Annotated in this window: 16 protein-coding genes and 1 pseudogene; 4 read left to right on the forward strand and 13 right to left on the reverse strand. The window is 57.7% G+C overall.

From position 1 onward, the window contains the following. Positions 1-363: 363 nt before the first annotated feature. Positions 364-987 carry a J domain-containing protein gene (locus XI04_RS09695; protein WP_271623634.1) on the reverse strand — a complete coding sequence of 208 codons (624 nt, stop codon included), beginning with the start codon at positions 985-987 and terminating at the stop codon, positions 364-366. A gap of 1469 nt (positions 988-2456) precedes the next feature. On the opposite strand from XI04_RS09695, the gene XI04_RS09700 reads away from it, so the two are divergent. From XI04_RS09700 to XI04_RS09710, 3 genes and pseudogenes are all read left to right on the forward strand, one after another. Beyond that, complete coding sequence (locus XI04_RS09700) at positions 2457-3812, forward strand: hypothetical protein (RefSeq protein WP_271623635.1); 1356 nt, start codon at positions 2457-2459, stop codon at positions 3810-3812. An 838-nt stretch (positions 3813-4650) separates the two neighbouring features. Beyond that, complete coding sequence (locus XI04_RS09705; protein ID WP_271596584.1) at positions 4651-5070, forward strand: SET domain-containing protein; 420 nt, start codon at positions 4651-4653, stop codon at positions 5068-5070. A gap of 470 nt (positions 5071-5540) precedes the next feature. Beyond that, positions 5541-5981: pseudogene (locus tag XI04_RS09710) on the forward strand (IS66 family transposase); the annotation flags it as partial. Positions 5982-6153: 172 nt separating this feature from the next. On the opposite strand, the gene XI04_RS09715 reads toward XI04_RS09710, so the two are convergent. The 7 genes from XI04_RS09715 to XI04_RS09745 all read right to left on the reverse strand — a co-directional run bounded on the left by XI04_RS09715 (position 6154) and on the right by XI04_RS09745 (position 16486). Next, a complete protein-coding gene (locus XI04_RS09715) occupies positions 6154-9147 on the reverse strand; it encodes a Ulp1 family isopeptidase (protein ID WP_271623636.1) in 2994 nt (997 codons plus the stop codon). Positions 9148-10027: 880 nt separating this feature from the next. Further along, positions 10028-11161, reverse strand: coding sequence for an aminotransferase-like domain-containing protein (locus XI04_RS09720; RefSeq protein WP_271623637.1), 1134 nt, complete (start codon positions 11159-11161; stop codon positions 10028-10030). 7 nt (positions 11162-11168) lie between these two features. Further along, entirely contained in the window at positions 11169-12758 is a 1590-nt protein-coding gene (locus tag XI04_RS09725) for a class I tRNA ligase family protein (RefSeq protein ID WP_271623638.1), read from the reverse strand. Position 12759: 1 nt separating this feature from the next. Then, positions 12760-13089, reverse strand: a complete 330-nt coding sequence (locus XI04_RS09730; RefSeq protein ID WP_271623639.1) for a cupin domain-containing protein — start codon at positions 13087-13089, stop codon at positions 12760-12762. A gap of 24 nt (positions 13090-13113) precedes the next feature. Next, a complete protein-coding gene (locus XI04_RS09735) occupies positions 13114-13893 on the reverse strand; it encodes a phytanoyl-CoA dioxygenase family protein (RefSeq protein ID WP_271623640.1) in 780 nt (259 codons plus the stop codon). After that, a complete protein-coding gene (locus XI04_RS09740; protein WP_271623641.1) occupies positions 13887-15164 on the reverse strand; it encodes an MFS transporter in 1278 nt (425 codons plus the stop codon). Before XI04_RS09740 ends, XI04_RS09735 begins: the two co-directional genes overlap by 7 nt. Further along, positions 15161-16486 carry a lysine N(6)-hydroxylase/L-ornithine N(5)-oxygenase family protein gene (locus XI04_RS09745; protein ID WP_271623642.1) on the reverse strand — a complete coding sequence of 442 codons (1326 nt, stop codon included), beginning with the start codon at positions 16484-16486 and terminating at the stop codon, positions 15161-15163. The genes XI04_RS09740 and XI04_RS09745 overlap by 4 nt, the downstream gene beginning before the upstream one ends. 928 nt (positions 16487-17414) lie before the next feature. Here XI04_RS09745 and XI04_RS09750 point away from each other — a divergent pair. Then, positions 17415-17495 carry a hypothetical protein gene (locus XI04_RS09750; RefSeq protein ID WP_271623649.1) on the forward strand — a complete coding sequence of 27 codons (81 nt, stop codon included), beginning with the start codon at positions 17415-17417 and terminating at the stop codon, positions 17493-17495. 173 nt (positions 17496-17668) lie between these two features. Here XI04_RS09750 and XI04_RS09755 read toward each other — a convergent pair whose 3' ends face one another. From XI04_RS09755 to XI04_RS09775, 5 genes are all read right to left on the reverse strand, one after another. Further along, positions 17669-18193 (reverse strand): HipA domain-containing protein, encoded by a 525-nt coding sequence (locus XI04_RS09755; RefSeq protein WP_271623643.1) that lies wholly within the window; start codon positions 18191-18193, stop codon positions 17669-17671. 53 nt (positions 18194-18246) lie between these two features. Continuing rightward, positions 18247-18435 (reverse strand): HipA domain-containing protein, encoded by a 189-nt coding sequence (locus XI04_RS09760; protein WP_271623644.1) that lies wholly within the window; start codon positions 18433-18435, stop codon positions 18247-18249. Positions 18436-18456: 21 nt separating this feature from the next. Beyond that, positions 18457-18912, reverse strand: coding sequence for a HipA N-terminal domain-containing protein (locus XI04_RS09765; protein ID WP_271623645.1), 456 nt, complete (start codon positions 18910-18912; stop codon positions 18457-18459). 91 nt (positions 18913-19003) lie between these two features. Beyond that, positions 19004-19309: a helix-turn-helix domain-containing protein gene (locus tag XI04_RS09770; protein ID WP_271623646.1), complete on the reverse strand. Its 306-nt coding sequence runs from the start codon at positions 19307-19309 to the stop codon at positions 19004-19006. A gap of 2009 nt (positions 19310-21318) precedes the next feature. Then, the gene (locus tag XI04_RS09775; protein WP_271623647.1) at positions 21319-23442 is read right to left on the reverse strand and encodes a prolyl oligopeptidase family serine peptidase; all 2124 of its coding nucleotides are present in this window, start codon (positions 23440-23442) and stop codon (positions 21319-21321) included. Between the last annotated feature and the right edge of the window lie 2341 nt (positions 23443-25783).

A 25783-nucleotide genomic window follows, 5' to 3' on the forward strand; every position in this document is an offset into this window, starting at 1 on the left:
CCTTGAATTCGAGCAGCGGAGCAGCAGGTTGGTCTAGCGGCGTCTTTGAGCAGACGAGGACCGGCGCTTTCGGCGTTTCGCTGTGGCGCGCCTTTGCGAACCGCCCCTTCGGCGTCGCAAGGACTTGCCTTCTCCTTGCAAAGCCGCGAAGCGAGCGAATGAAAGAGGAAAGCATCACGGAAGGCTCGTCGTGAATTGATCCGGGGCGCGCTTGGACTCCGGCTGACGCGGCGAAGATGCTGCGCCTCGCCGGCGTAGGCGTCGCGGTCTGAAGCGGATTACACGCCAGCTCGGATGCAGCCTTCACACGATGAAGGGCTACGTAGCGGCGAGTGGGGTGAAGCCGTTCAAATCGTGGCCGGCCTAGCTCTCGCGCACCACGTTCTTCAGGTAATGGTAGGCCTTGATGATCTCGACCAGGCGATCCTCCGTAGAGCGGTCGCCGCCATTGGCATCGGGATGGTGCTGCTTAACCATCGCCTTGTACTTCGCCTTGATATCGCCGAGCGTCGCATTGGAATTCAGGCCCATCACCTGCAACGCTTTCCGCTCGGCATTTAAAATCTTGCGCGCCTCAGGCTTGGTCTCCGCGCGGGGGCGGGCACCGGCGCGTCCGTTCAGCTCGAGTTGCGTGCAGAAGGCATGCCAGTCATCCTCGAAATCGGCCGCGCTGCCGGCCATTTTGCCGGTGCTGATGTTCTCGCCCATCTTCCAGGTCGGGCGATGGCCCGTCAACGCCTCGTTCTGGTAGCGCGCGACCGCTTCCGGGTCCATTCCCGAGAAGAAATTGTAGGACTCATTGTATTCGCGAACATGGTCGATGCAGAAGTGCCAGTATTCGCGCGCGTTGTCGCGGCCCTTGGGCGCGGGATGGGTAGCCTTGTTCTGGCAACCAGGCCATTCACATAGCGCCGCGGTCTGGCGCTCCCGCGCTTCCTTCTTGTTGATGCGAATGGAATCGAAGATTCTGGAGGCGTCGATCAGCATGACTGGCTCCGTTAGCGGAGCGGTAGTTAACAGCGCCGCTTGTCTGCTAGAGAATTGGTTTGGACGGCGAGTTGGATCTGTCTCGGGCTTTGCGTCTGGTTAGTGGCATGATGTAGCAGGCGGTTCTTAGCAATCGACGTGCCAGGACTGCGAGCTTGGTTCAGGCAAGCATCTCTTTGCGATTCAGATCGACTCAACTGCCATTTGCTGTCGGGTTCTGCACATAGAGGTCTTGAACGGAACCGGCGGGTGAATACGAAGAAAGCGGGAGCTTCGCTGCAATCTGGGTGATAACGCGCTCGAAGAGTCAGCGTATCCAGGGCGGATGGCGAACCTGCGAGAACTTCTTCAAGGAGCTGATGCGGCCCGAACGGGGCGATCAAAATCCTGCCCTTTGGTCAGCCGTCTGCGGTTGATCATGCACTGCTACAAATTCTCCGCAACATAGCGCATGATCTGTTCGTCCGAGCGTCCAGACGGAATTGCCGCGTTTCGGAGACGCTAGCGAGCTGAAGCCGGCGCGGATGGTCGCGCCGGGCCGTGCGGCACGGCCATGGCCCGGCGCGCAACATCGCAACGGATATCGGCGCAATCGAGATTGCCAGGCTCACTCAAGGTGAGGACCGGCGCGCGAGCGGCTCGCGTTGGATCGGCTTCACCTCGATGATTTTGCCAGTCTGAGCGCGGCGAACTAGGAGCCTCGATCCTCTGCTGCCCCCCCCTTAGCTGCGCGCTATGTCGACAGGCGATCCAGGAGGCGCTCTCGGCCCTGCTGGAGGGGATGCACCGAACCTTTCGCCTTCGATGATTTCGGGCCTGAATGACCAATCGCAGGGGGGAATACGAGCGCCGGTAGCACAAGACCGTCAGCATGCTCAACGAAATCGCGAACTGGTTTGGAGTGGCAAGAAGGCTATGCAGGATTTCAATGGCGCCAAGCCGGGGCGGTCGCGGAGCATGCACTTGATACCTTCGCCGAAAGCCGCGCCAAACATGCGCGTGACTTTATTACCGGACAAGGATGGCCAATCTAGAGCCCATTGGCTTTCTATGACTTTCCCGCCGAGCACCAGAGCCAGCTGAGAACTGCAATCCAATCGAGAGCATCCGCCGCGGTGCAGCACACGAGCGCGAGCCAAGGAAGCGTTGTCGCCACAAGCCGTAAGATTGATGGTGCAAGCTGATGGGGGGCGTCGAAACGCTGCGTTGACTGAAGAACCACAATCAGTTGCCGAGATCGTCGCGGCGTCAGAGTGCCGACGCGATTGTGCTCGTCCCGAAGACGCAAAGCCATGCTGCCTGCTCGGTTCCGTCACGAGTCGTGGTCAAGAGCGGCGAAATGATTGATCTGAGATCGCAATCTGTAAGTCTCTAAACGCGTCAGCTTTTCGACAGCTGATCTCAATAGAACGAGAGAGAGCGTCACTATCGGCTCGGCATTGCGAATCGCTCAAAGACCTGGAGTTGAAATGGACCCATTTAACACCATCAACCCATCCGACCGTGACCACGCCGCAGCGTCACAACCGCAAGAGCAGCAAGCGGAGTTTGAGCCGTACTTGGATGGAGTGCCGCAGCTTGATGCCCCTGCCGTTGCAGAGATTCCTGCTCCTTCAGATCCCTACTATTTTCCTCTGTCTGAGGAAGAGCGTAGCCTCATCGAGGCCTTGGAACTTGGGCACCAGGGGGCCCACGGTCCTCATCCCGAAGACGCCCTCACCAGACACCTCGGGGACACCGCTGCCTGGCACAGCGCGCCGCGGGAAGCTTGGACTTGGCCGAAAGAGCTACCTGCGGAAGGGCACGATCAGAACCCGCTGCGGGGGATGATGGGCGAACCCGCCCTGACGGCGGCTCTCCCAACCGTGCGCGATCACCAGGGACCGGATCGCGGAAAAGCCGTTCGCCAGTTCAACTGGAGCGACGGCTACCAACCGGCTCGGAACGAGCTGACCGGGAGCTCTCCCTCTTCAAGTCACGAGGTCCTCACGGGTGAGGATTACACCGGGGAGTTGAGGCCTGCGAAGCGGCAAAGAACACTAAGCCATACGGAAGGGGATGCTATCGAACGCCAGGTGAGCGAGCCCGGCAGTTCAGTCGTTCGCGAGCCGATGGAAGACGCTGGCGCACCGTTTCAGGCCAGCGATCGGCTCGTCCTTCCTGAAGGCTACGATCAGGATCTACTGTGGGCTATGGTGGGAAACGCCGGCCCATCGGCGTCTCTCGAGCCAACCGAGGGTCATCACCACGGCATGGGTTCAGAACCGGCCGTCATTCCCTTCAATTTCCGGCAGGGCTACCAGCACGCGTCCGCTGCGCTTGACCGTAGCAACGTCCCGCCGAGCCATGACAGCCGACCCAACAGTTTTATCGTTCACAATGACCGCTACACGGCGCTGTTCGTGCCCGCGGCAACGATAAGGCCGTCAGGCGCTGCCATTCCTCAATTTCGACTGGAAAACGGTACGCAGCCCAGCGCGCAGCCAGCGAATCGAGCCTCATCATCGCGGCTTGGACGCTCGATGGAGCAAGCCGCTCCGGCGTCCTCCTCCAGGGCTGAGAGGACGTCCCCTGCGCCCCGCGAGATTTATGCTGCATCATTCGCCGTTCCCGAGAATTTTTCGCACGGCGACCAACCAGCCCCGGACACGATGCTCTCGAAGCTCCGCCGCTGGGGCCACGTGCCGAACGAGGCGCAGCCGGCAATAAACTACGACATTCGCGGCGAGCGTTACACCGCCCTCTTGGGGCCTGGAGGCCCCAATGACGTTCGGCTCATCCATGGCACAAGCAATGTAGATGCCGAGAGACAATCCCCACGCTAAGAATTAGGAACCCGACCACATAGCTCCGGTATTGGACTTGCTAAGCTAGCGTAGCTTGCTCCAGCGAGCTTGGCGCGGTTCCGGGGGGCCCGGGTGAGCGCTACCCGCCCGATTAACTTGCGCGAATCATCGCTGTGCGGCTCCTCGTTGAGCCGCACAGCGATCTTCTTTGATCTTCCGAACGCCAAAGCTGCGAAGAACACCTACGGTGTTATCGCCGTTGCGTTTTACAGCATTGCCATTGATTGGGGCCGCGGCCCCAAGACAGGAAAGCATCGTCGGAGTAAAGAGGCTGCTTCCTGCCCCCATCGAACACGCGTCGGACTGAGCTTAGCTGGCTGCAGATGGGTGTGGTCGTCCATCAGTCCCAGATGCACATCCTGGTCGTGGCGTTCCGCAGAAAGCTCCTCTGGCCAACGAGGCGCTGCCCAGCACCTCGTCGATCCGCCTCGAGCCTTTCAGTACATATCTCAGGGGTCCGCAATGGTCCGGGATACCGTGCGCGATCTTCATCGCTTAGCCCAGCCGACGTGTTCCGTCACACAGTGCTATCTCGACGCTGCTGCCAACGCCCTTGTCCTACCGGTCACGATCGCACGACATGAACTCGCCGCCTTGATCGACGCGGATCTTTGCTCGCAATCCCACTGACTTGCAGCCCCCTTTTAGCACCGCCAAGATGGCGGTACCGCGAAAGGCGATCCGTCAGCGGCTGCCGCAACGAATGCGAAAAAATCCAATTTGGGACGGAGGCGCGATTAGACGACCCTACCGATTTGTGCAGGAGATTTCGGGGCTCAAGTCAGTTAGTTTGCCGCGTGTTAGGGAGACTTCTTCAATGTTGATTATCGAAACTGTTTTAAAGCCAGACCAGTTTGGCGGTATTGGACTTTTCTCCGCTGCCCTTTTGCCCAAAGGTTCGCTGATTTGGATTCACAACCCAATCGTTGACATCGCGGTGACGCCTGAGCAGTACGAAGCTCTAGCTCCAACATTTCGAGCTCTACTTGATAAGCATGCCTATCCAAGAGACTACAAGTCTAATGATGGTGTTATAGAGTACAATGCTGACAATGCCCGCTTCATGAACCACAGCAGTCAGCCAAACACATATCAGGACGATCATTGCCGAATTTTAACCGCGCGTGACGTACAACCTGGTGAAGAACTGACTTGCAATTACTTGTTTTTCGATCCGACGTGTGACTTATCGTGGGCTAAAGAACCATCGGTGAATGTTGATGCCCCAACGGGCTAGGCGGCAGTGGATTGAATTCGCGCTCTGACGACTTGATTCGGCGGCGAACTTTACGGAAGAGTTTCGCCGAACTAATTGCAGCCATCGACCGACCCAGCTTCTTGCGGCTGCCTCCTCGAGCCTAAAGGTTATTGCGAGCGCAGCCTTGTTCGACATCCCTGGCGCACAGAGTGCGGTGGCCCGCGGCCGGAACGTGCCTTCGATGACGTAGCCGCGACGTGGAGTTCCCAACATCTGTAGAGCTTACCCTAGGCAAGATCTCCGCAGATGCCCCTGATCTCGCACTTACTTCAGAATCTGACGACGCTCGATCAGTTCCCAATCTCTTGCTGAGATGGCGCAGGAGCTGAGCCTGATAAGTATCTTAGCATGCGCTGATTGCGCAAATTCAGAGTCGCAGATGTGCTGTTCACAAACGCATTTGATGAGATCGCTTGCGGCTCGATCTTTGCCCCTCGATTTACGTCCGCGCGCAGCGCAGACGAAAAAGCAAGCCGCTTCTCGAGGACATGCACGCCTGGTTGTTGCGCGAGCGCGAACCCCTCCCGCGCTCCCTCCGACGTCCTGAAGCCTATGAACTACATGCCCAAGCGCTGGGACGACTTCGCCCGCTTCCTCGATGATGGCAAGATCTGCTTGACCAATGCGCTGAGCGCGCATTGAGTGGCAGGGAAGGCACAACTAGACCTTCGCTGGTAGCGAGCGTGGCGCCGACCGTGCCGCCATCATGCTGACAATGATCACGACCCGTCGCCCAACCACGTTGATCCCAAGGGCTGGCTCCCCAAGGGCTCCCCAAGGTCCTGTCCCCGCTCGCCGATCGTCCCGCGTCGCGCCTGCACGAACTGCTGGCCTTGGAATGGAAGCTCCTGCGCCAGACCGACAAGCCCGCCGGGTCAGCACGCCACTGACCTTCACCCGGCCAATCATAGAGCTCGCTGTGCCCGCGCGCATGCGTCAATCAGGCGGTCTTCGTCGTGCGTACTCAGCTCCTCACGTGAGACACTATGATGCTCTGCAAACACACGGATTGCCGGATCTTCGATCATGCAGAACAGCATTTCACTCGGTCGCGCAACCTGTTCAGTTGAAGCCGACATCAGCGCCTAGTCGATCCCGCAGATCCTGCCGACTGATGACAAGATTGTTGAGGTTCAGGTCCGGTCGTCTTGCTGCCAATCGCCTAACCAGTTCCCGGGTGCCGTCCACGACAAAGACGCCGCAGTCGTAACCGTTCTGCTGCTGTCTTATCGGGGCCTGTTGCACGTAAGCGTCGAGCCGTCCTGCGATCTCCGCTGCGGGCCTGTCATTGTATCCCTGGGTAGAGTCATAGTGATACGCGACCGGCCGATCACGATCGCGACGATCAACCAGCAGCAGCGACCAGTGACTTCCGCGCTGATGTCTATCCGTAGCGCTGGCATCGCTTACCGGCAAGAATAGGAAGTCGGCTGTATCATGGCGAACCCACCCTAATGCTCGTTCGGCGACTTCCTTGGAGGGAGATCGCAACATTTGGGCTATCAGGGGATCCACGAACCGCGTCCGGGCGGCGAGATCTGGATTGTTCTGCTGCAACTCCTGCGCCAGGAGCTGATAGTCCCACTGGATATGCTTGTCACCCAGCCACTGCGTGGGCCCCAACACGGGTCCGCTGCGGTGGCGGGAAGAGGCAACGGTAGCCAAGGGGGCGATCTGAGCACCCGGGACAGGAGACGGGCGAGGATGATCGATGAATTGCGCACCGGAGCGTCCTCGCGGTCCCAATGTGATCGAGTAGGTCTCACCGCTGATGGGGACTTGGGCTGGGCCGCTGAACTTGGCCGGCAGGACCCCGATGTTGTTCAGGACATCGAGTAATAAATCCGACACCGGCTGGGAGCCATCCTGCCGATCCTCGTGGATTCGGTATCCGATGTGCTCAAGCTCTTGAAGTACGCCCGACCGCCCGACGAAGAACGTGGGTTCACCGGCAGGGCTGAGCACCTGCGCTGACTGAGCATCGTCTCGCATCTGCTGCGGTGTGTACGGCAGATCAACGAAAGAGTCGAGACCGCGGTAGATGTCGGACGACTGAGCTAGCGCATCTGATGGTTCGGTGAAGAGCGGCGGTCTGGCAGCCGAACCCACCGGCGCTGACTGAGCATCATCTCGCATCTGCTGCGGTGTGTACGGCAGATCAACGAAAGAGTTGAGACCGCGGTAGATGTCGGACGACTGAGCTGGCGCGTCTGATGGTTCGGTGAAGAGCGGCGGTCTGGCAGCCGAACCCACCGGCGCTGACTGAGCATCATCTCGCATCTGCTGCGGTGTGTACGGCAGATCAACGAAAGAGTCGAGACCGCGGAATATGTCTGACGACTGAGCTGGCGCGTCTGATGGTCCGGTGAAGAGCGGCGGTCTGGCACCAGCCCCACCCATCGGCGCTGACTGAGCATCATCTCGCATCTGCTGCGGTGTGTACGGAAGATCAACGAAAGAGTTGAGACCGCGGTAGATGTCTGACGACTGAGCTGGCACGTCTGATGGTGCGGTGAAGAGCGGCGGTCTGGCGGCAGCCGAACCCACCGGCGCCGACTGAGCATCATCTCGCATCTGCTGCGGTGTGTACGGCAGATCAACGAAAGAGTTGAGACCGCGGTACATGTCTGAGGACTGAGCTGGCGCGTCCGATGGTCCGGTGGAGAGCGGCGGTTTGGCGGCAGCCCCACTCACCGCCCGCGACTGAGCATCGTCTCGCATCTGCTGCGGTGTGTACGGCAGATCAACGAAAGACTGAAGACCGCGGAAAATGTCCGACGATTGAGCAGGCGCGTCCGATGGTCCGTTGAAGAGAGGCGGTCTGGCGGCTGCCCCACTCACCGGCGCGGACTGAGCATCGTCTCTCACCGCCTGCGGCGTGTATGGCAGATCAACGAAGGAGTCGAGACCTTGGTAGATCGCCGACGACCCATCTGGCACCGCTTCCGCCGCCGGCCCCTCAAAATCATGCGGCAGGTGCGGCGACCACGTTGAGTTCGACCCGCCGCGCCGCGGCTCCCCGCCTGCCTGTTCAGGGGAGACGCCCAGCGCAGCGTTCGCCTCGACGATTAATAAATAGTTCCGAACACGATCGAAGCCCATGTCCGCGCTTCGACTGGATTTTTTAAAGTCCTTGTAATCGTCGTTCAACGACTTTTGCTGCTCACTGGTGCCGGTGAGTCGGCTCACTATGCTCCCCCGCCCCTCCCTTTGGAGCCAAGCACCGAATCTTCGTTGGTTGCGGGCCAGATTTTGAGCAACTTTTTTCCGGCTAGTATCCTCGGGTTTGAGCATGCTCAGCTCTGCCTTTTCCAGGCCATCAATGATGCGGGCGTCATCGGGATAAAGATGCGATGTGGGCGACGGGACAGCATAACCGCTGGGCTCCCGAGACGCACCCGCGCCGGAAACGTCCTCGTCATCGCGCACCTTGCCCAACGCGAACAAAAGATGCTCATCCTTTGGGAACAACTTCTGAGCGAATTCAATGCGCGTAGCGTGGTCTAGCCCGGATATCGAGTAGCCCGCAAGATTAAGCGCGTTAGAAAATCTGCGAAGACTACGATCATGACGAGCAGCACTGCCCGGCTTCATGCCACTGGCACTAAGCCGCTCTGAGAGGGGCGCGTCTTCCGCTGAAGGGATCGTGCGCGGCCGCCCGCCAGAAGTTACATAGCTCGGATCATGATACGCACGAAGGACACCCAACCCTTTCTTCATGTCTTCGTCCTTCGGGAAGTAAGTCTTGACGTAACGGACCAGGGACTGGTGGTCCCCCAAATCAATCGTAATTCGATTAGCGCCAAGATCATTTCCAAGTCGGCGAAGCGCCTGCGTATAGCGGTTAACCGTCTTCCGTTGTGGGTTTTTCTGAGCCACATATTGGGCAATCGCTTTGTCGATAATGTCCCGATGTTCTGCAGAGAGATGGGGATGGTAGTTGCGGCCGCTGCGGCCGCCACCGGAGACAGGACCCGGATCTGGCGGGCGCGCCTCGGCCAAGTGCTGCTCAAAACCCTCTTGGCTGGCATGGCCCCCCTGGTCCTCTTCCAACATGGCGTGTTGCACCTGGGACCAAGCTGTTGGATTGAATGGATCGGAATTGTACGGGTCCACGCTAGCCTCACGTCCAAGACATCAATTGAGCTGATCCTATTGCGGATAGGCTTTCCAGAAGCTGACGAGGCCGTCGCTTCGTGAGGCAATGCATCGCGACATCTGCAGAACGAAATGGCCCCGCGGCTCTTGATCGTCACTGGGCTTCTTGGGCTTCAGGACCCGCCCTCCTCCCGGCCGATGAAGTCTTGCGGCGGCATGGGAGCCGACGACTCATCATTTTTTGGATCGCAAACGGCATCCGGCGGCGCCGCAGGTGCACGCACGGGTGTGGCCGTTACGGCAGGGACGATCAGCATGCGCGCAAAGTGCGAGATCACATCAGCCCTGGCCGAGCGTCATCGGTCGGCGCGATAAGAGATGAATCCTGGACGAGCTTTGCACCGTCAAGATGAGATCGTAAGCACGCGATCCGACCACTGTCAGTGGACGGGCATCGGGATCGGCCGTACCGCGGCGGCCAAGCCGGACGTATGGAGCTTCCATTCGCGCTGCACTGATTGTGGTATGGGACGCCCCTGACCGGCTCTTCAGTAAGCGGCTCGTCGCGAGCCGTTCTTGCTCCAAATCGGGATCGTATACTTATGCTTCCAGTGCGTGGGAACGACGCCCCCTTATAGCTCGAACATTTCTTCGAGCTTCGGACGAGTGATGGGAGGGTCGATTAGAGCGCACCAAGGCGACCTTGCCGGCGGGCAACAAAGCAGGACAGCGACTCGCGTGTCCGCGTAAGCCCGCTCGTCAGAAGTGTCGGCGCTTGGAGCTGGAGGTGCGACCCCGCGTCAGATGGGGAAACTCTGCTGAAACATACCACATGCATCTAGAGTTTAGTATGCAAATTACCTAAGCGCTCCAGCCCCTGCTCAATGAGAGATATTGGAAGATAGCTGAAACACAGGCGGATGTGACCGCCACTTCGTGGGCCATAGTTCCGACCATTTGTAAGGTGCACGTCGTGCTCGCGGCTTGCAGCGTCAATAAACCTCTCCGGATCCGTACCCGCGGTAAGCCGTACCCAGAACGAGAAGCCCCCGCTTGGCGCACTATAGTCCGGCTCGCAAAACCGGGTGCGCTGCAATAACTTATGTACGCCGTCTCGCTTCGCTCGGTAGTGCTCGCGCAAGCGTGTTATGTGCGAGTCAAGAGCGCTCGATTGCAACAAACCCAAAACGACATTGCTTAGAACCGGACTTACGCCGCCGTCGCGTTTGAGGTGCGCAAGCCTGTTGATAATGTCCGACTCCGCAAGCACCCAGCCTACCCGTAGTCCGGGCCCGGCAACTTTTGAGACGCTATGGACATTGATCACGTTGTCGCCCGGTGCCAACCAATGCACTGGACCGTTATAGGGCAACTCAGCATAGACAAGATCCTGCACCAAGAGAGCGCCACTGCGGGCTAGCAGTGCCGCCAATTTGGCCGCATGGTCGCACGACATCTGGCGCCCGGTTGGATTATGAAATGCTGGCATCGTGTAGAAAAGCTTTACACGGGCAATGGCCTGCAGCACTGCCTCCACTTCGTTCAGATCCACTCCCTCTGCGGCCAGACCTAGCTGGACCACGGTTGCACCCGCGATCGAAAACGTACGCAGTGCACCCAAGTAGGAGGGGTCCTCCGTCAGGACCACGTCACCGGGGTCAATCCAGCCATCGGCAAGCAATTGTAAGGCCTGTGAAGCTCCACTCGTAACCATGATTTGGTCATGCCGCACACCGTACCTCAGCGCGAGCTTTGTACGGAGTTCGGGTAAACCCGCCGCATCCGTATACTGGGGCAAATTGGCGAGAGCCACACCTGTACCTCCGTCAAACGCGCCTGGCCACGGCAGTTCTGCAAACATCACCGGGTCGGCCAGCCCGTAGCTGAAATTGATACCATGCTTCGCGGTTGAGAAGTCGAACGGCTCGAAACCCTGAGCGATAGCGCTGCGTTGTGAGGTGCGGGAATTCATGGCTTCGTCATTCCGATCGTCGTGATTGCGAAATCTGTTCTTTGCCAAAGCGCTTATTGTACTCTGCGACGAAGCTTTCCGGTATTGGCGCGCTGAAACGGGGAAAGTCCACCGACGTCTTTGGTTGAGCTGCTGCGCTCGAAGTCTCGAGGGAGGGCCGCCACGCACCACCAAAGTAGTGCTGGCCGTAGCCCATCGCCAACTCAGGTACAACGGGATAGAGTAGGCTTAGGAACAACGAGATCTGCGCAGCATTCCATGTCCAATCGTCTGCATGTGCAAAGCCGCCTAACTCGAAGCACTTGTCGATGATATCAAGCGCATCCCAAAAACGCAGTGCGGTCACCGCATCGGCATAATCTTCAGCGAAGCGGCGGAAATTCGGGGAGAGTTCGGTGCTCTCTACTGTACGCGCGCTTTCTGCACACCGCCGTAACGCATCTTCCCAGACCCGAATGCGGGACGCTGCCGATATGAGTCCGTCGAGATCAAAATCGTTTGCGTCGGTTCCAAAGGGCTTGGCCACTCGCGCCAGTGCATAACGGAGTACGTTTGGCCCCACGTCACGCGCCACTTCATCGGCCCAAAGAGCATGATCACGACTGGTGGAAAACTTCTCGCCTTTCAGCTTGTAGAAATCCTGGACGGAGTGATTTTTTGGAATTGGGTAGCCGCGCGCGAGCAGAGCGCCGGCCACACCTAGCGTGTAATAGAAGCGATTATCTTGCCCCATGAAGAAGAAAAGCTCGCTGTTCTGGTCGTGCAACGTCGCGTTTGCGTCCAGACCTAAGCGGGCGCATTGCTCGCGAATTCCGGTGTCGAAGCACCAGAGGCCCTCAAACCATGTAAGCAGCGTTTGGCCGGTCAGAGAGTCAGGCTGTTTTACCTCAACTCCGTGCCTAAAATGGCGGGTCATCGGCAAGCCGCGCACCTCCCGGTGTAGCCAAGCGCGCGCCTTGGCGCGCATCGGCTCGGACCACGCGCTTTCTCCAATGGCGTCGTGCAGCTGCTGAGCGAGACGTGGCATGTCGAACACGGCCTGCTTGATGGCTCTTAGCACAAGATTACGGCCGCAGGTGACGTGACGTGCATCACGAATTGTGCCATGCTGGACAGCCAGCCCGCAGTTCTCACACAGATTGCTGTCGCAGGGCGATGAGCAGGCCGGGCAACGGCCAGCTGCGAGCGAGTCCGCAACGAGCTCATCGCAACGTTCGCAATACAGTTGGACGCCCTGCCGTATGTCGACGTAGCCGGCTTCTTGCAGCTCGCGGAATATCGCTAGCGCATTTTCCTTGTGAGTCTCGCTAGATGTGCGCACGAACACATCAGGCGTAATTTGCACGGCACGCAAACACTCTAAGATCTCGTGAACGTATTGTTCTGCGACCTCGCTAAAGGATCGGCCGAGCTTTCGTGCCGTTTCGATCGTATGTGTGCCGTGCTCGTCTGAGCCGGTGATGTAATAGGCCCGATGGCCGGTCATGCGTTGGAAGCGGACGAAGATATCAGCGAGTAAATACACGCCGCCGATGTGGCCCAGATGTAGTTTGCCGTTAGGGCAAGGTGGCGCAGGGCAGACGAAATAAGTGCGCACGTCAATCCCACCAGATCGAGATGAACGTGAGAGCGCCGTCTTGGCTGATATTGCGGATAGTGTGCGTCTGATGGGGCGACATGTAGCATAAGGTCGCTTCGCTAACATTACGGACCTGGCCGTCGACTTCGAACTCTCCGCGACCAGAGATCAGCAGCCACAGCTCGTGCTCCTGATGATCGTGCGGGTCGACCGCATCGCCTGGAGCGAGCTCCACGACTGAAGCGCCAAATGCTGGGCTGAGCCCCTCCGGCAGATGCTCCAAAAGGCGCCAGACCAGAACTCCGTATTCCGATCTCATCAGAGAATGATCGAGCTGCCTCGTGTACACGTTGGTCTTCCTCGAAGGTGGCTATCAGTCGCGATAGAATATGCCATTGGGACGCTTTAGGTTTTCGAGATCGGCCACCGCTTCCTCTGGTGGGTTGTAGGCGCGCTTCATGCAGTTGTATTCGGTGCGTGTCGGCCCCCCAGTGGATGCGCGCTGGAATACCAAGTGAATCGCACGCCGCGACCGATCACTCTTGTTTGGCAAGGAGTAATGGGGCGCATAATCGTCGAAAATGAAAAGATCACCAGCTTTCAATCGCACCGGCTCCCATGTGAAGGTTGCCGCGATCTCCGGGTGAATCACGCCGCCGGCATCCATCGGAAACATTCCTTCCTTATGGCGAGCTGGCGTGAAGAAGAGCCCACCGTTACCAGGGTCGGAGTCGTCCACCGCGATGGATGCAATTGCGTGAACGATGCGGTCGGGTATCTTGTGCGGCACATGATAGATGTCCTGATGGGGGCGGTATCCGCCGCTGTCCGCATACTTGAAGATCATAAGTTCCTTCAACATCCGTGTCTTCTCATTCAAGAGTGTCTCGACCGCTGTACGAATGCGGCCATCGGCCAGGAGCGCCTCCCGTAGAGGGACATGGTAGTCTAAGAAGTTCTCGGCCTTGGAGATAATCTTCCGGCTGTCACTCGTCTTCTCGAACCACAACATCCACTTGTCGGAGCTTACATCCCAACGTGCAACTTCCTCAACGTAACGAGAAATCTTGTCGCGCGTGGCTGGATCGAAGAACCTTTCCAATCGAAGATATCCATCCTTATGCCATTTTGATTGTTGTGCCTCAGTCAGCATGTGTGAGCTCTCTTCCTAAGATGAGGCGGATCAGTTGCCCTTTGCCCGAGACGGGTTGCTAGCACCGCATTAAGAGCGGTCGCGCCCAATAGGCTCAGCAACATCACGTCAAGGCCGAATCCACGGACCAACTGCCCTCCGACCATAGGAAAGCCGAAGAGCCCGAGGAAGTATGCGAGGGTAAAGATCTGCGAGGTAGTGGGTACCGAGACGCCGTGCTCGCCGGCAAGATTGACGGCTATCGTGTTCAAGGTTGAATAACTTAACCCATAGCCGACGGCAAACAGCACTGTGGCCGCAATATAGAGTGAGGTGCTGCCAGCATTGAGAACGAACAGCACCAGAGACGCAGCAGTCAGTAGGATGAGCGTGAGCGCCAGTCGGCGTAACGGCAGGCCGCCGATGAGGTGAGCGACTGAAAAGCGTAGTACCACGCTTGCAGCAGTAAAAACGAGAAAGAACAGATCGGAATTCAAGTGACGTGATGCAGAGTACGCGCTCTGATATGTGGACAGCCCCGCGAACATGCAGGCTGAAATCGCAATCATGGCGATCGGGAGCGCTGTGCCCTGCTGAAGCAGTGCCGTAGTGGCGGCAATTGTAATCGCAATATCCGGCATAGCCAGTGCCGATAGCTTTGACATCGCGCGTCTTGTCAGGTCTACGCAGGCGGCAGCAATCACGCACGCAGTCGCAAGCACCACAAAAATCGTGGCCAACGAACCAGTGTATTTCGCAAGCAAGTGACCAAGTGGAGCCGCTAGGCCGAGCCCAGCCATTTGTGATCCGGATAGGACCGTCAAATACTGAATACGTGCCGAGGGCCGTAGATAACGAATGATCTGCAGCGGCGCCAGAATGAAGAACACTGACCAAGCAGCGCCCACCAGTAGTCCTCCAACGTACGCCGCTCGCGTATCGAAGGCAGCGCCGGCAAAGGCCAGCATGGCTACCGCCATAATGAGCGATGCGACAGTCAACGTGGGTAATAGGCCTATCTGCTTTGCCAGCCACCCAGCCAGGCAACAGGAAACAAGGGTCGTAGCCATGCCGCTGGAAATAATAAGACCCGCGGCTCCACTATCCGTTTCGAGCGCATCCATGTAGTCCGGCAATAGAAAGCTAGTGCCGTAAGCTGCTGCAATGACAATGGAGGCAATCAAAAACGGCGCAAAGGCGCGGTAGTCGAGCGTGCCTGAAAGCTGGTCGGCGGGCTTGGCCGTTCCATCCACAAACCGGCCCTGGAGCGGAGAGGTTGAGCCGCCGTTCATGTGCTACCCAATACCCGTCGGGTTGGTCGCATCGCAACCACACCGGTGTCTCGCTCAGACGTGTCTGAAGGTGCGCAAACCTCAATCATCTGCCTGTCGGATGTATTCAAATAGAACGGTCTGCCGAGGAGGCTATTAATAATTTGGCTGTTGCGGTACGCCACCAAAGATAGATTGGCACTCTGCAATCCGTGCTGCACCCGGCTTTGATTTTGTAGATAAATTGGTCCTGGCATATGCCGACCGAAGCGGACTGCGTAGTCCGGGCCGAGTACGGGCAGGCCATCTTCCATACACGCACCCTCGAGAAGCCCCTCCAGGAAGGGCGGCGTACGCGGCTGGAAGCCTGTAGCAAGCACTATACGATCGACGAGTATGCAGCTATTTCGCTGCGTTGTGATCTCATCTAGATCTACTCGCCAGCGCTTTTCGTGGGACGTGATGTCTTTCACGACTACGCTGGACAACACACGAAAACGGTCGACCAGCGTGCCATCCACGTTCCGATCGTACAGCATTTCATATAGGCGATTGCACAAATCAACCGAAATACCATCGCTCGTAAGCATTTCGCCCTCGACCAGGTCCCGACGCTGCTGAAGCGGTAGAGCGTGAAAGCGACGGCTATACGAGGGTGTGTAAGCCTCATTCACAAAGCTGTTGTCGTCGATGGAGAACAAGTTTGAACGCGACGTTGCCCACGTGATTTGGGTGGATAAAGAACGAGTAAGCATGTCCTCAATAATCTCAGCCCCGCTCTGACCACCTCCCACAACGAGCACATGCTCGTCTGCGTGCGGAAGCTGCCGCTCGAGATAGTCGGCTGCATGGTAGACAGTGTCACATAGCAAAGGTCTGGCGCAGGGAGGGATCTTTGGCTCTACGCCAACTCCCACAACAACAGCGCGCGCCAAATATGTGGTTCTAGCCGTGCTGATGCGGTAGCCGTCCCTAAACGGAACAACATTCGTGACGTCCTCCGAGAAGCGGAGCGTATTGAGTCGCCCTGCGACCCACCGGTAATAATCAATGAACTCCTGCCGGGACGTGGAAGCATTGCGCTTGTTGACAAAGCTGTAGAGCCGACCATGCAGTGCCAAATAGTTGAGGAATGAGTATGGGCTAGTAGGATCGACCAGGGTCACGCAATCCTTGAGCGGCGACACCTGCAGGCGACTGTTCGGCAGTGCGAGGCCTGGATGCCAGAAAAGTGCTTCTCGCTTCTCCAGGAAAAGTGCGCGGAGCGGAGTAGGTTCAATAAGCGCTGCAAGACTGAGGTTAAATGGGCCGATCCCAATTCCGATGACATCCAGCATTTCCATAGAAGTCTCTTTGAGGTCGTTTAAGTTCTTGTCCTTCGCGCTCGTGTAACTTCTCTCCGGGTCCTTCGCTTCATTACCGAAGCAAGTCTGCGTGACTTGGGATGGGGCAGCGGCTTGGCCTGCAGCCGCAGGAGGCGTGGTAAATGACGCATCCGCAATAGCCGCGTCTCGCAAGACGCCTGTTGAAACCGGCAACAGTTTCATACGTGTAAACACTAAAGTCCGCCTGCCACCTTCTTCACCCACCTCATCCGGTGATCTCTGTGCTCATTAGCAACGGCCGTGCCACCCACAAGATCTCGAGCTTCGACTTGTTGGACGAGAAGAACATGCCCACGAACAGCGTTTCGTGCGAAAGTTACTTCGACAGCTCCTGTCGGATTTACGACATTGAGGCGACAATCGGACATGCGCATAGGGAATACGAAGCGCGCAGGTCCATAGGAAGAAATCAACCGCCGGGAATGCTCATCTATGCCGACAATGCTCAAATCACCACGGCCTTCCACGCACTATCAGCGTTGCAGCGGTCGGACGATCTACATCGAGAGTGAACCCGCGGAATACGTCTATCACTTCATGAAGGAATGGCACGGGCCTACAAGCTGACGTCCGATGGGGCGACGCCAGATTGGCCCCTTTCATTCACCAGGTGACATTCTCGAATTCCAGAACGGTGGGGCACATCGATTTTGCCACGAAAGCCATTACGCAGAGCACTGTTCGACTGATCAAGAGGTACACTCTTTGCAATCGCTCCCACTGACGCAGTTGTCTGGCGCACCTTGCTCAGCATGACCATGGCTAGCTTTCAGCACGCGGAAAACCAAACGCTGCTGCTTGGACGTAAGACTGCTCTGGAGCGCGTTGCCACTTTGTTGCTTGAGATGGATGCGCGGCTCATGACTGCTGATGTTATGTCACTGCCATGTCTCGCCGAGACATCGCGGATTACCTTGGCCTGACCACGAGACCGCCTCACGCGCAGTGTCGCGCATTTGCACAATGATGACTTCTTGCTTTCTTCGGAAATACTCAACGCGAGATCATGCTTCTAGACCGGCAGCGGCTCGCTAGTTTCGACCTGCACAGTCGAGCGAGTGCTTGCAAGCCTCAACTCGGGACGAGCAGAAGGGGACGCGGCAACGGGCTCGTCAGGCAGCCGTTCGGCCAGCGACGATATCAGAATGAACAAGCTCGTGGTTGCGTTAGACTCCATTCAATTGATGGATGATCCGTATCATAGATCCCCTTCAGAGCGTGTTCGCAATCCTTGGCTCGCGTGCCCAATGCCGTTGCCAATCGCTCGATGAGAGCGTTTTCCAATCCCTCCCTTTGCGCGTCGGCGCGAACGTCCGCCACCAGGTCAGGCATCTGCCCGGCCATGGAGATCAGCGTAGCGATGAGCACGTCCGCATCAACACGCGTCTCTCGTGCAAATTTTTGCCACTGACGCAAGCCAATGTTATCGAGCCTGTATTCACCCCCGACTTTCATGGCGAGTTTGATCTTACGCTGATCGACGTGGTCGTAAGGAAGAATGCTGGCGATCTCGTAAAGGGGAGCGAGACGCACGAGAGGACCGCTGGCCAGAAGCAATGAATAGTTCTTGGCGTGAGCATCAGGGCCTCCAATGAGCCAGTTGAAGATCAAAGCGCTGACGAACGTCTCAACGTCAGCCCCGCGGTCTGTCGAGTAGGTCCGCAAGTGCTCGACTACATGCGCAGGCGTTGGTCCGCCCTCGTTCTGGTATTTCTTGGTCAGCGGGATGCCATGGCCTGACAGATATCTTCCTGATGGACGCGGATAACGTCGTTCCCGCTGACCTGCCGATCGTAGCGTTCAACCACGATCGCTATTTCCTGTTCGAAGGGCATCACCTTGGTTTCAGCGGCTGGCAGCCCGAGCTCGCGTGCGAGCTGCAGGCAGATATGCTCATGCGCGACCATCGAAATGACCCGTCGGTGGTTTCAAAATGTGGGTGGTCGGTATGCGCCCGGACGGAAGATGCCCCATTTGTTGTCTTTGAGGACAAGCGCGGTTTTCGGCTGGACGCCTGCAAGATTGAATTGACCCGTGTCGCGGAGCAGGCGCCAGGCAGCGTGATCCTCGCGCAAGACTCGAAGCCGATTTGCTATTTCCGGCTTATGCAGCCATTCGATCTTGTCATCTTTGTCTATTTTTAGAGCTTCCAATCGATTAGGCGTGACGAACTGGATGGCCCCGGCGCAATCCTCTCCGACGTTAGAGATGAGGGCAAACTCGTTGCGCGCCGACACCTGAAATTTCTTGGCCCAGCGCTCGAGCGCCTGCTCGTTGTCAGGAAGCAGCCCCCACAAGAAGGACTGAACAGTGACTGGACCGTGCTCCTCGGCGGCAAGCGGCCTCGAAAGCGACAGGGATAGGCCCCCTCGGCGTCGCGCCATGCATCGTCATAGACGAAGGTCAGCCCGCCCCGCGCGTCACTGCGGTCGCGACCGACTTCGGTGCCATCCAAGAATGCAATGAGCGCGGCCATTATGTCTTGCCTTTCTTGGCTTTGGTGACGATGGCATTGATATCAACTGCGGAGGTAGACCTGCGGCTGGTGGGCCCTCCACTATTGGCGTCCACCGGGATGCCGAGAACGTCGAGAGCACGGAGGACAAGAGTCAGCTCTGCGCGGGGATGACCATGCTCGACCTTAATCAGCCATTGACGGCTGACGCCGATCCGCTTCGCCAGTGTCGCCTGGAGGCGTTTGCGTCTGTCGCGAATGACGGCGCCGAGGTCGGCAGGTGTACGGATAAGCATGGCAATCCCAAATGTCAGGATCACTGACATCGTCATATGTCGCCGTTCGTGGACAATTCGATATGTCGCCATTCGCCGACATTCCGGAACGACATCGTTTGTTGACATCGGAATCCGGAAGATACTAACCTGTTCAACGACATGAAGCAGACTACCTGGCAGGTCCTACCTAGCCCCGCTCCGCCGCGGCAAGTTGCCCGGTGTTCGGTGTCTCCTTGCTCGGATGTGACACCGAGTGGCGGCTCCTCGGCCATGAGCCGCGCGCGCTCATGCGCGCCCGGATCAATCGGCATGAGCATTTCCTTCTCGCCGCTCGATACCTTTGCAGGGCTTCTTCACCGTTTTTCGCAGGGTCTGAGAAGACTATGACGCTGCGAGCCCTGCTGCCCCCTCGCCGTTCGATGCGTGGCTGCACCCATGCCGAGGCGAGCCTCGGATCCCAATTGCTCGTGGGATGCAACGCGCCGGCTGCCTTCGGCATAACGGCACGCCGACTAGTATTCAGCATTTCCAGACGCATGGATTTCGACCATTCCGGACACGCCTTAATCTAAGCCCGGCAATTTTGAGGGATATGGCTCATCGACGAGCAGCGTTACTAGCATCGCAAGTTTTGTCCGCTGATCCTCATGAATGGACGAGCCGTATTTCTCACCCTCAATGGAGGCTTACTAATTGCTTTTACATCTGGCTGGTGTTGCCGGCCGGTAGTTCGTGGTTGCTGCACGAGGTTGTGATGTATGTCCGTTGGAAAGGACTTGAAGTCATCAGGCTCGGCCTCGAGCCTTTCGCACACAAGCCGGACTGGTAACCCTCGTGGCGTGACGAGCGTCGCGAAGCATCTACGAACATCGTGGTATGGAAAGGCGTGAGCAGGGCCGTTGAGCCTCGCACGGTCGGTACGGTCGCCGCGATTGAGAGCGGGTCTCGGCTTCAAACCCGTGCATCCTCAACCAAAATGCTTGCAGCCGCCACGAATTCTAAATTTTGAGACCCGTTCGAAAATCCGCCCGGCTGTAAGTCCGATGACGCCCAGTCAATAACTTCGTCCAGAGTCCATTGAAGACCCAAGCTATTTGAAGCTAAAATGACGGGATCCAGATCGATGATTGCCGCCGCGGCTCAGGCCGCGACGAAATTTCTGGCCTGAAGCCCACGCAGGAAGTCCGCCGTCCGCCAAGCTCCGCGACCAACTCTTCCATGGCGTAGCCTTCATCGCCGAAGCGCTAGCGGCCGAACTCGCGATTCAGGCGACTCTCATGTCGGTATGTAGTGTCCAACACCACTCATTGCGCGCGCTGCGGCAGAGAAGGAAGTACGTGGCCCTCACCTCTTCAGGTGGTGTACCGATCTTCGGCAGAGTACCTGCGAAGCTTGTCGAGATAGCCGCCACGATCGGTCGGAGCGAGATGTAAAACAGTGCGGGTGCGGCTCGGTACTAACCGACCCGGGCGTGAAACCAGGCCAACTAGTCCCTACCACATCCGCACTGCCGTTGAGACTAGCGGAAAGGTGACTCGGCGCGAATCGCGTCTGGAGCAAAAGCGCTGTCCCTGCCACATCCCGTTAACCCCAAGGGCTCTGTATCTGTGATAGCTTACCGCAAGCTGACAGGCCTTTGCGCAATCGGTCAATGGTGCGTGTGGGCTATCAATACCGGTTCAATCTGCCACGATAATTCCTGCAACCACTCAGAAACATGCTCTCAATGCTGTTCTGTCACGACTTCATGAGAAAGGCGCTATCCCTATCTGCATCCGCACGGCCAATGAAATTAGCCACGGGATGGAGAGGCTAACGCACCGGTTTTGCCCTGAGGGCTGTTCACACGAAATGCCTCGTGGGTATTAACGAGAACTCGGCGTTGAGTGACCTACAGGGACTGATAGGCGAGACGGCGAACGTAGCTGATTCGTCGCATTCATCGCCAGCGAGATACCATCTCCCGCCGAGAATGAGCAAAGACCGGCTTGCTGACGCCGCTGCCGATAACGTCGTCCGTCAAGCGTCATCAATGAAGTAGATCTTCGTCCTCGCCATCACTCTTCGACAAGCCGCTGGGATAGGTACGTATATTCCAAAGCGATCCGGCGTGCCTGTTCAATTAGATTGGCGGCGGCGCTATGCCCCCCGTCGGTATTCTCATAGTAGAAGTACGGTTGGCCCAATGCAGCGAGCCTTGCCGCTGCCTTGCGGCCATGCGCTGGATGGACGCGGTCGTCCTTGGTGGACGTGAGAATGAAGGGGGCCGGGTAGGTCTTGCCTGGCACCAACCTCTGATAGGGCGAGTAAGCCTCGAGCCACTTGCGCTGATCGGGAATGCTGGGATCGCCATACTCGCTGATCCAGGAGGCCCCGGCGCCCAGCTTCGTGAACCGAACCATATCGAACAGCGGAACCCGTAAGATGGCCGCATTGAAGAGGTCGGTTCGTTGCGTGATTGCGGTCCCTACCAGGAGGCCACCTTGGCTACCGCCGACCACGCCTAGCCGGCGGGGAGAAGTGATTTTGCGCCGAATCAAGTCCTCCGCGACGGCGATAAAATCATCCCATGTCCGCTGCTTCGTTGCTCCTTGGGCAGTCTGGTGCCATAGGGGCCCGAACTCACCACCGCCGCGCAGGTTCGCGACAACATACGCGTTGCCCTGCTCGAGCCAGAGTCGTCCGGTGAGGCCGGCGTAAGCGGGGATGAGCGGAATCTGAAACCCACCATAGCCGTAGAGAAGCGTTGGAGTTGATCCGTCAAACCGGGCGCTCTTAGGTCGTAGCAGAAAGTAAGGAATGCGGGTGCCATCGCGCGAGATTGCCTCGAACTGTTCGACGACATGTCTCGAGGGGTCGAACCGAGGAGGTGTCGTCTTCAGGGTTTCAAGGCGACCGGTTACGGCGTCGAAGTACCAGAGCATCGTCGGGCTAAAAAAGCTGGAGACGGTGAACATCGCCTCGTCGGTTTGACCCGATGCCGCAGCTACACCGACACTCGCATTGTCTGGAAGCGGGATCGGCGTGGCCTGCCAGGCGCCTTGATGGTACTTGTAGACGAACGCCCTACTCTGAACATTGTCGAGAATCGTTAGGATTAACAAGTTTCTTGTGGCGGTGAATCCGCTGATCGCTTGTCGAGGCCCAGGCTTAAACACGAGGGTTGGCATGGCGCGCAGCGGATCCTGCTTCCATTCGGTCAGGTCATACGAGATGATTGAGCCCGCTGAGAACGGCGTGTCTCCGGACGGCGGCATCCATTCTTCGTTTAGCGTCACCAGCAGGCGACCACTCGCGATGCCTCCGATGGTCGACTTCTTTGGCAGATTGAGCTTAATCGGCTTGGACCCAAAGAGAACATACTCATGCTCGAACGAACTGATGCGGCGGTCGGCGCCGGTCGCATGGATCGTACCTTCACTGTCGCGCAGCACGAATGGTGTCGCCTCGACATCGGTCGGCTCGCCACGGAAGACCTCGTGCGCTTCCGCCAGCGACTGAGCGCGCTTGAGCTCCTTCACAACGAAAGGGTAACCGGCTTGTGTCATGGTCCCTTCGCCCCAATCTCGTGTAACCAGGACCGTGTCGCTATTGACCCAAGTGACCTGCTGTTTTCCCTCGGGAAGTGCGAAGCCCTTTGTGACGAAGGTTTTGGCAACTGCGTCGAACTCCCGGACGAACACAGCGTCCTTTCCACCGTCGGACAGGTTGAGCAAGCATAGGCGCTCTTCGGGCGGAAGGCAGCTCACCCCTTCAAGAACCCAGTTCTTCTTGTCCGCGTCAGCGAGAGCATCCACGTCGAGGATGGTCTCCCATCGGGGGGTTTGGCTGCGATAGCTTTCAAGCGTCGTACGCCGCAAGACGCCGCGCACGTGGTTCTCGTCCTGCCAGAAATTGTCGAGACCGCGTCGTCCCATCGAGACGTACGGAATCCGGTCCTTGGCCTGAAGAATGTGGAGCGCTTCCCCGTAGAAGCGCTGGTAACGTGGATCAGATTGGAGCGCACTGAGTGTCTTGTCGTTCTCGGTGCGAGCCCAAGCCAATGCGCGCGGCCCTTCGATTTCTTCAAGCCAAAGAAAGGGATCTTCAGCCACGCTCGCAGGCGCTGGCGTCGGGGAAAGTCCCGTGGCCATCAAACAGCTCATGGATAGCGACGCTGCGAGAAAGAGAGAATTTTTCATGGGAATTGTCCTGAAGTTAGCCGGCCTCGAGCATCTTGCTAGGTGAGTGGAAGCATTCGGAAGATGCATGCTCGGCTTCAAACCGCAGGCATGCAGGAAGTGCGTCCGCTGGCTTTCGAATGAGCAAGCAGCGTGCCGTTTGAAAGGCGAGGTTCTCCGGCGTTCCCAACCCATCTAAGTGTCGACTTTTGGACGTCCGTCTTAAACCTGACAGTCGGTTCTTGGTAAAGGCGACATGTTGCGCAGCGGCCACCTTGCTCATAGTCGCACTACGTCTTCGACAATCGTTTGCGCCCTCCGTTCGGCCACTCACAACTCGGCTAGGCATGAATTGCATTGAGCATGTGGCTCACCTCGCAAACCTTGCGGAAGGCTATCGCTGAAATCGTTGCGGTAAGGGCAAACCATGCAGCGCTTTGGGCGCGCATCCCGCAGGCATCGGCGACGCTCTCGACAAGGCCTCTGCAGTCATCCGAAATGACAGTTCGGGTTCCGGCAAAGATCGAGGTCGATTTTTTGAAAGCTAGCGCTCCATGCGCGGCCGTTCGTTCCGCTGGCGCAGCCGGGCAATCTCCGAAGCCTAATCCGCCGACATCGGCGTCTGCCTAAAGCTTCGCTGATTGGATTCACAACCCAATCTTTGACATAGCGGTGACGCCTGAGCAGTACGAAGCTCTAGCTCCAACTGGCTCTACTTGGTAAGCATGGCTATCCAAGAGACTACAAGGCTAATGATGGCGTTATATAGAGTACAATGCTGACAACGCCCGCTTCATGAACAACAGCAGTCAGCCAAACACATATCAACACCATCATCGCCGACTTCTAACGGCGCGTCACGTACAACCTTGTGAAGAACTGACTTACGACTGCTTTTCGGTCCGACGCGTGACCTATCGCGGAATAAAGAACCATCCGTGAATGTTGTGCCCAACGAGCTAGGCGGCAGTGGATTCAGTTCGCGGTCTGACGACTTGAATCGTCTGGGAAATTTACGGGAAGAGCTTCGGCAACTAATTGCGGCCATGGACCGACCCAGCTTTTCTTTTGCGGCTGCCTCCTTGAGCCTGGAGATTATTGCGAGCGCAGCGCTGTTCGACATCCCTAGCGTGCAGAGTGCGGTGACCCAAGGCCCGGAATGTGCTTACCATGACGCATAGCCGCGACGTGGATTCCAGAACATCTGTAGAGCCTAACGTAGCAAGATCTCCGCGGGAGTATGCCCGATATCGCATTTACTACACAATCTGATGATGCTCGATCAATTACCAACCGCAGCTGACATGCTGCAGGGACTGAGTCTGATAGCATCTTAGCATACGCTGATTATGCCGCGTGACTTCAGAGTCGCAGATGTGCTGTTCACAAAGGGCACTTGATAACGATCGCTTGTGACTCGATCTTTTCCCCTCGATCTACTTTCGCGCGCAGCGCAGAGAAGATCATTTCCCATCCAGGCGCGCCCCTGAGATCCGTTTGGGCCATGAGATCAGCCACTAAAGAGTGATCGAGCTCGGCCCGCGCTCCATCCGACCTTGCCGTCGTTCAGTACGCGATCGAGGACGCAACGAAGGCGACGAAAGCCGTAAGACAACGGGGCGCCACAAAAGCGGTCCGGGCACGACTCCTAGCCTTACTCGCGGCACTCACGCTCCCAAAGACTAAGACGAGCTGTACTCGCAACGACCGGCTGCTTGCCGTCACCGCAGCTGGCGCGGAGACAAGAACACTGCACTTTAGAGTACGCTGTTTCATCAAGATCGGAACGGGTCCGCGCACACTTCAATGAACAAATATAAACGTCCCACATGCGCGTGCCTTCTACGCTCGATACGCAATGTAGGACTATCGACGCTCAATTGTCCGCGTTCAAACCACCATAAGGAAGTTGACGCGACACACTCTTAGAAAACGCGCGCAGAAGATACGAATTAGTCCGGCACGCGGCTTGCTTCGTTCGGGACTTCATCACCAATCGTAGTGCGGTGATCTTCGGAGCAGCCCCGGCGCGTCATTACGTGTCTGGTCGCTCCGATGATTTGCCGTGCGGCGATACTTAGCGAGCGGGACCGCGCCTCGGGAAATGCAGGGCAATCATTATGCGATCAAGAGTTCTTTTTTTTAGTGCTACGACGGTGGCGCTCGTCACAACGGGTACAGCTATGGCGGACCGCGAGCGACAAGTACTGCCACCGGCGGTGTGGAACTGGTCTGGAGGCTACATTGGCGGGCACGGCGGCGGCGGATACGGCCGAACCTCCTTTAGCAATCCCTTTGGCCCGTCGATCTATGGCGACGTCGTCGATGTTCCATCGTTCGTCGCAGGTGGCCAGATCGGCTA

It is taken from the genome of Bradyrhizobium sp. CCBAU 11430 (genome assembly GCF_028128855.1).
GTDB lineage: Bacteria > Pseudomonadota > Alphaproteobacteria > Rhizobiales > Xanthobacteraceae > Bradyrhizobium > Bradyrhizobium ottawaense.

Bases quoted from the DNA above. Each gene is read 5' to 3' on its own strand.
- XI04_RS09715 (WP_271623636.1), bottom strand. From the start codon at position 9,147: ATGTTGGAAGAGGACCAGGGGGGCCATGCCAGCCAAGAGGGTTTTGAG.
- XI04_RS09705 (WP_271596584.1), top strand. From the start codon at position 4,651: ATGTTGATTATCGAAACTGTTTTAAAGCCAGACCAGTTTGGCGGTATT.
- XI04_RS09720 (WP_271623637.1), bottom strand. From the start codon at position 11,161: ATGAATTCCCGCACCTCACAACGCAGCGCTATCGCTCAGGGTTTCGAG.
- XI04_RS09760 (WP_271623644.1), bottom strand. From the start codon at position 18,435: ATGGTCGCGCATGAGCATATCTGCCTGCAGCTCGCACGCGAGCTCGGG.
- XI04_RS09770 (WP_271623646.1), bottom strand. From the start codon at position 19,309: ATGTCAGTGATCCTGACATTTGGGATTGCCATGCTTATCCGTACACCT.
- XI04_RS09740 (WP_271623641.1), bottom strand. From the start codon at position 15,164: ATGAACGGCGGCTCAACCTCTCCGCTCCAGGGCCGGTTTGTGGATGGA.
- XI04_RS09745 (WP_271623642.1), bottom strand. From the start codon at position 16,486: ATGGAAATGCTGGATGTCATCGGAATTGGGATCGGCCCATTTAACCTC.
- XI04_RS09695 (WP_271623634.1), bottom strand. From the start codon at position 987: ATGCTGATCGACGCCTCCAGAATCTTCGATTCCATTCGCATCAACAAG.
- XI04_RS09775 (WP_271623647.1), bottom strand. From the start codon at position 23,442: ATGAAAAATTCTCTCTTTCTCGCAGCGTCGCTATCCATGAGCTGTTTG.
- XI04_RS09765 (WP_271623645.1), bottom strand. From the start codon at position 18,912: ATGGCGCGACGCCGAGGGGGCCTATCCCTGTCGCTTTCGAGGCCGCTT.
- XI04_RS09735 (WP_271623640.1), bottom strand. From the start codon at position 13,893: ATGCTGACTGAGGCACAACAATCAAAATGGCATAAGGATGGATATCTT.
- XI04_RS09700 (WP_271623635.1), top strand. From the start codon at position 2,457: ATGGACCCATTTAACACCATCAACCCATCCGACCGTGACCACGCCGCA.
- XI04_RS09750 (WP_271623649.1), top strand. From the start codon at position 17,415: ATGTCTCGCCGAGACATCGCGGATTACCTTGGCCTGACCACGAGACCG.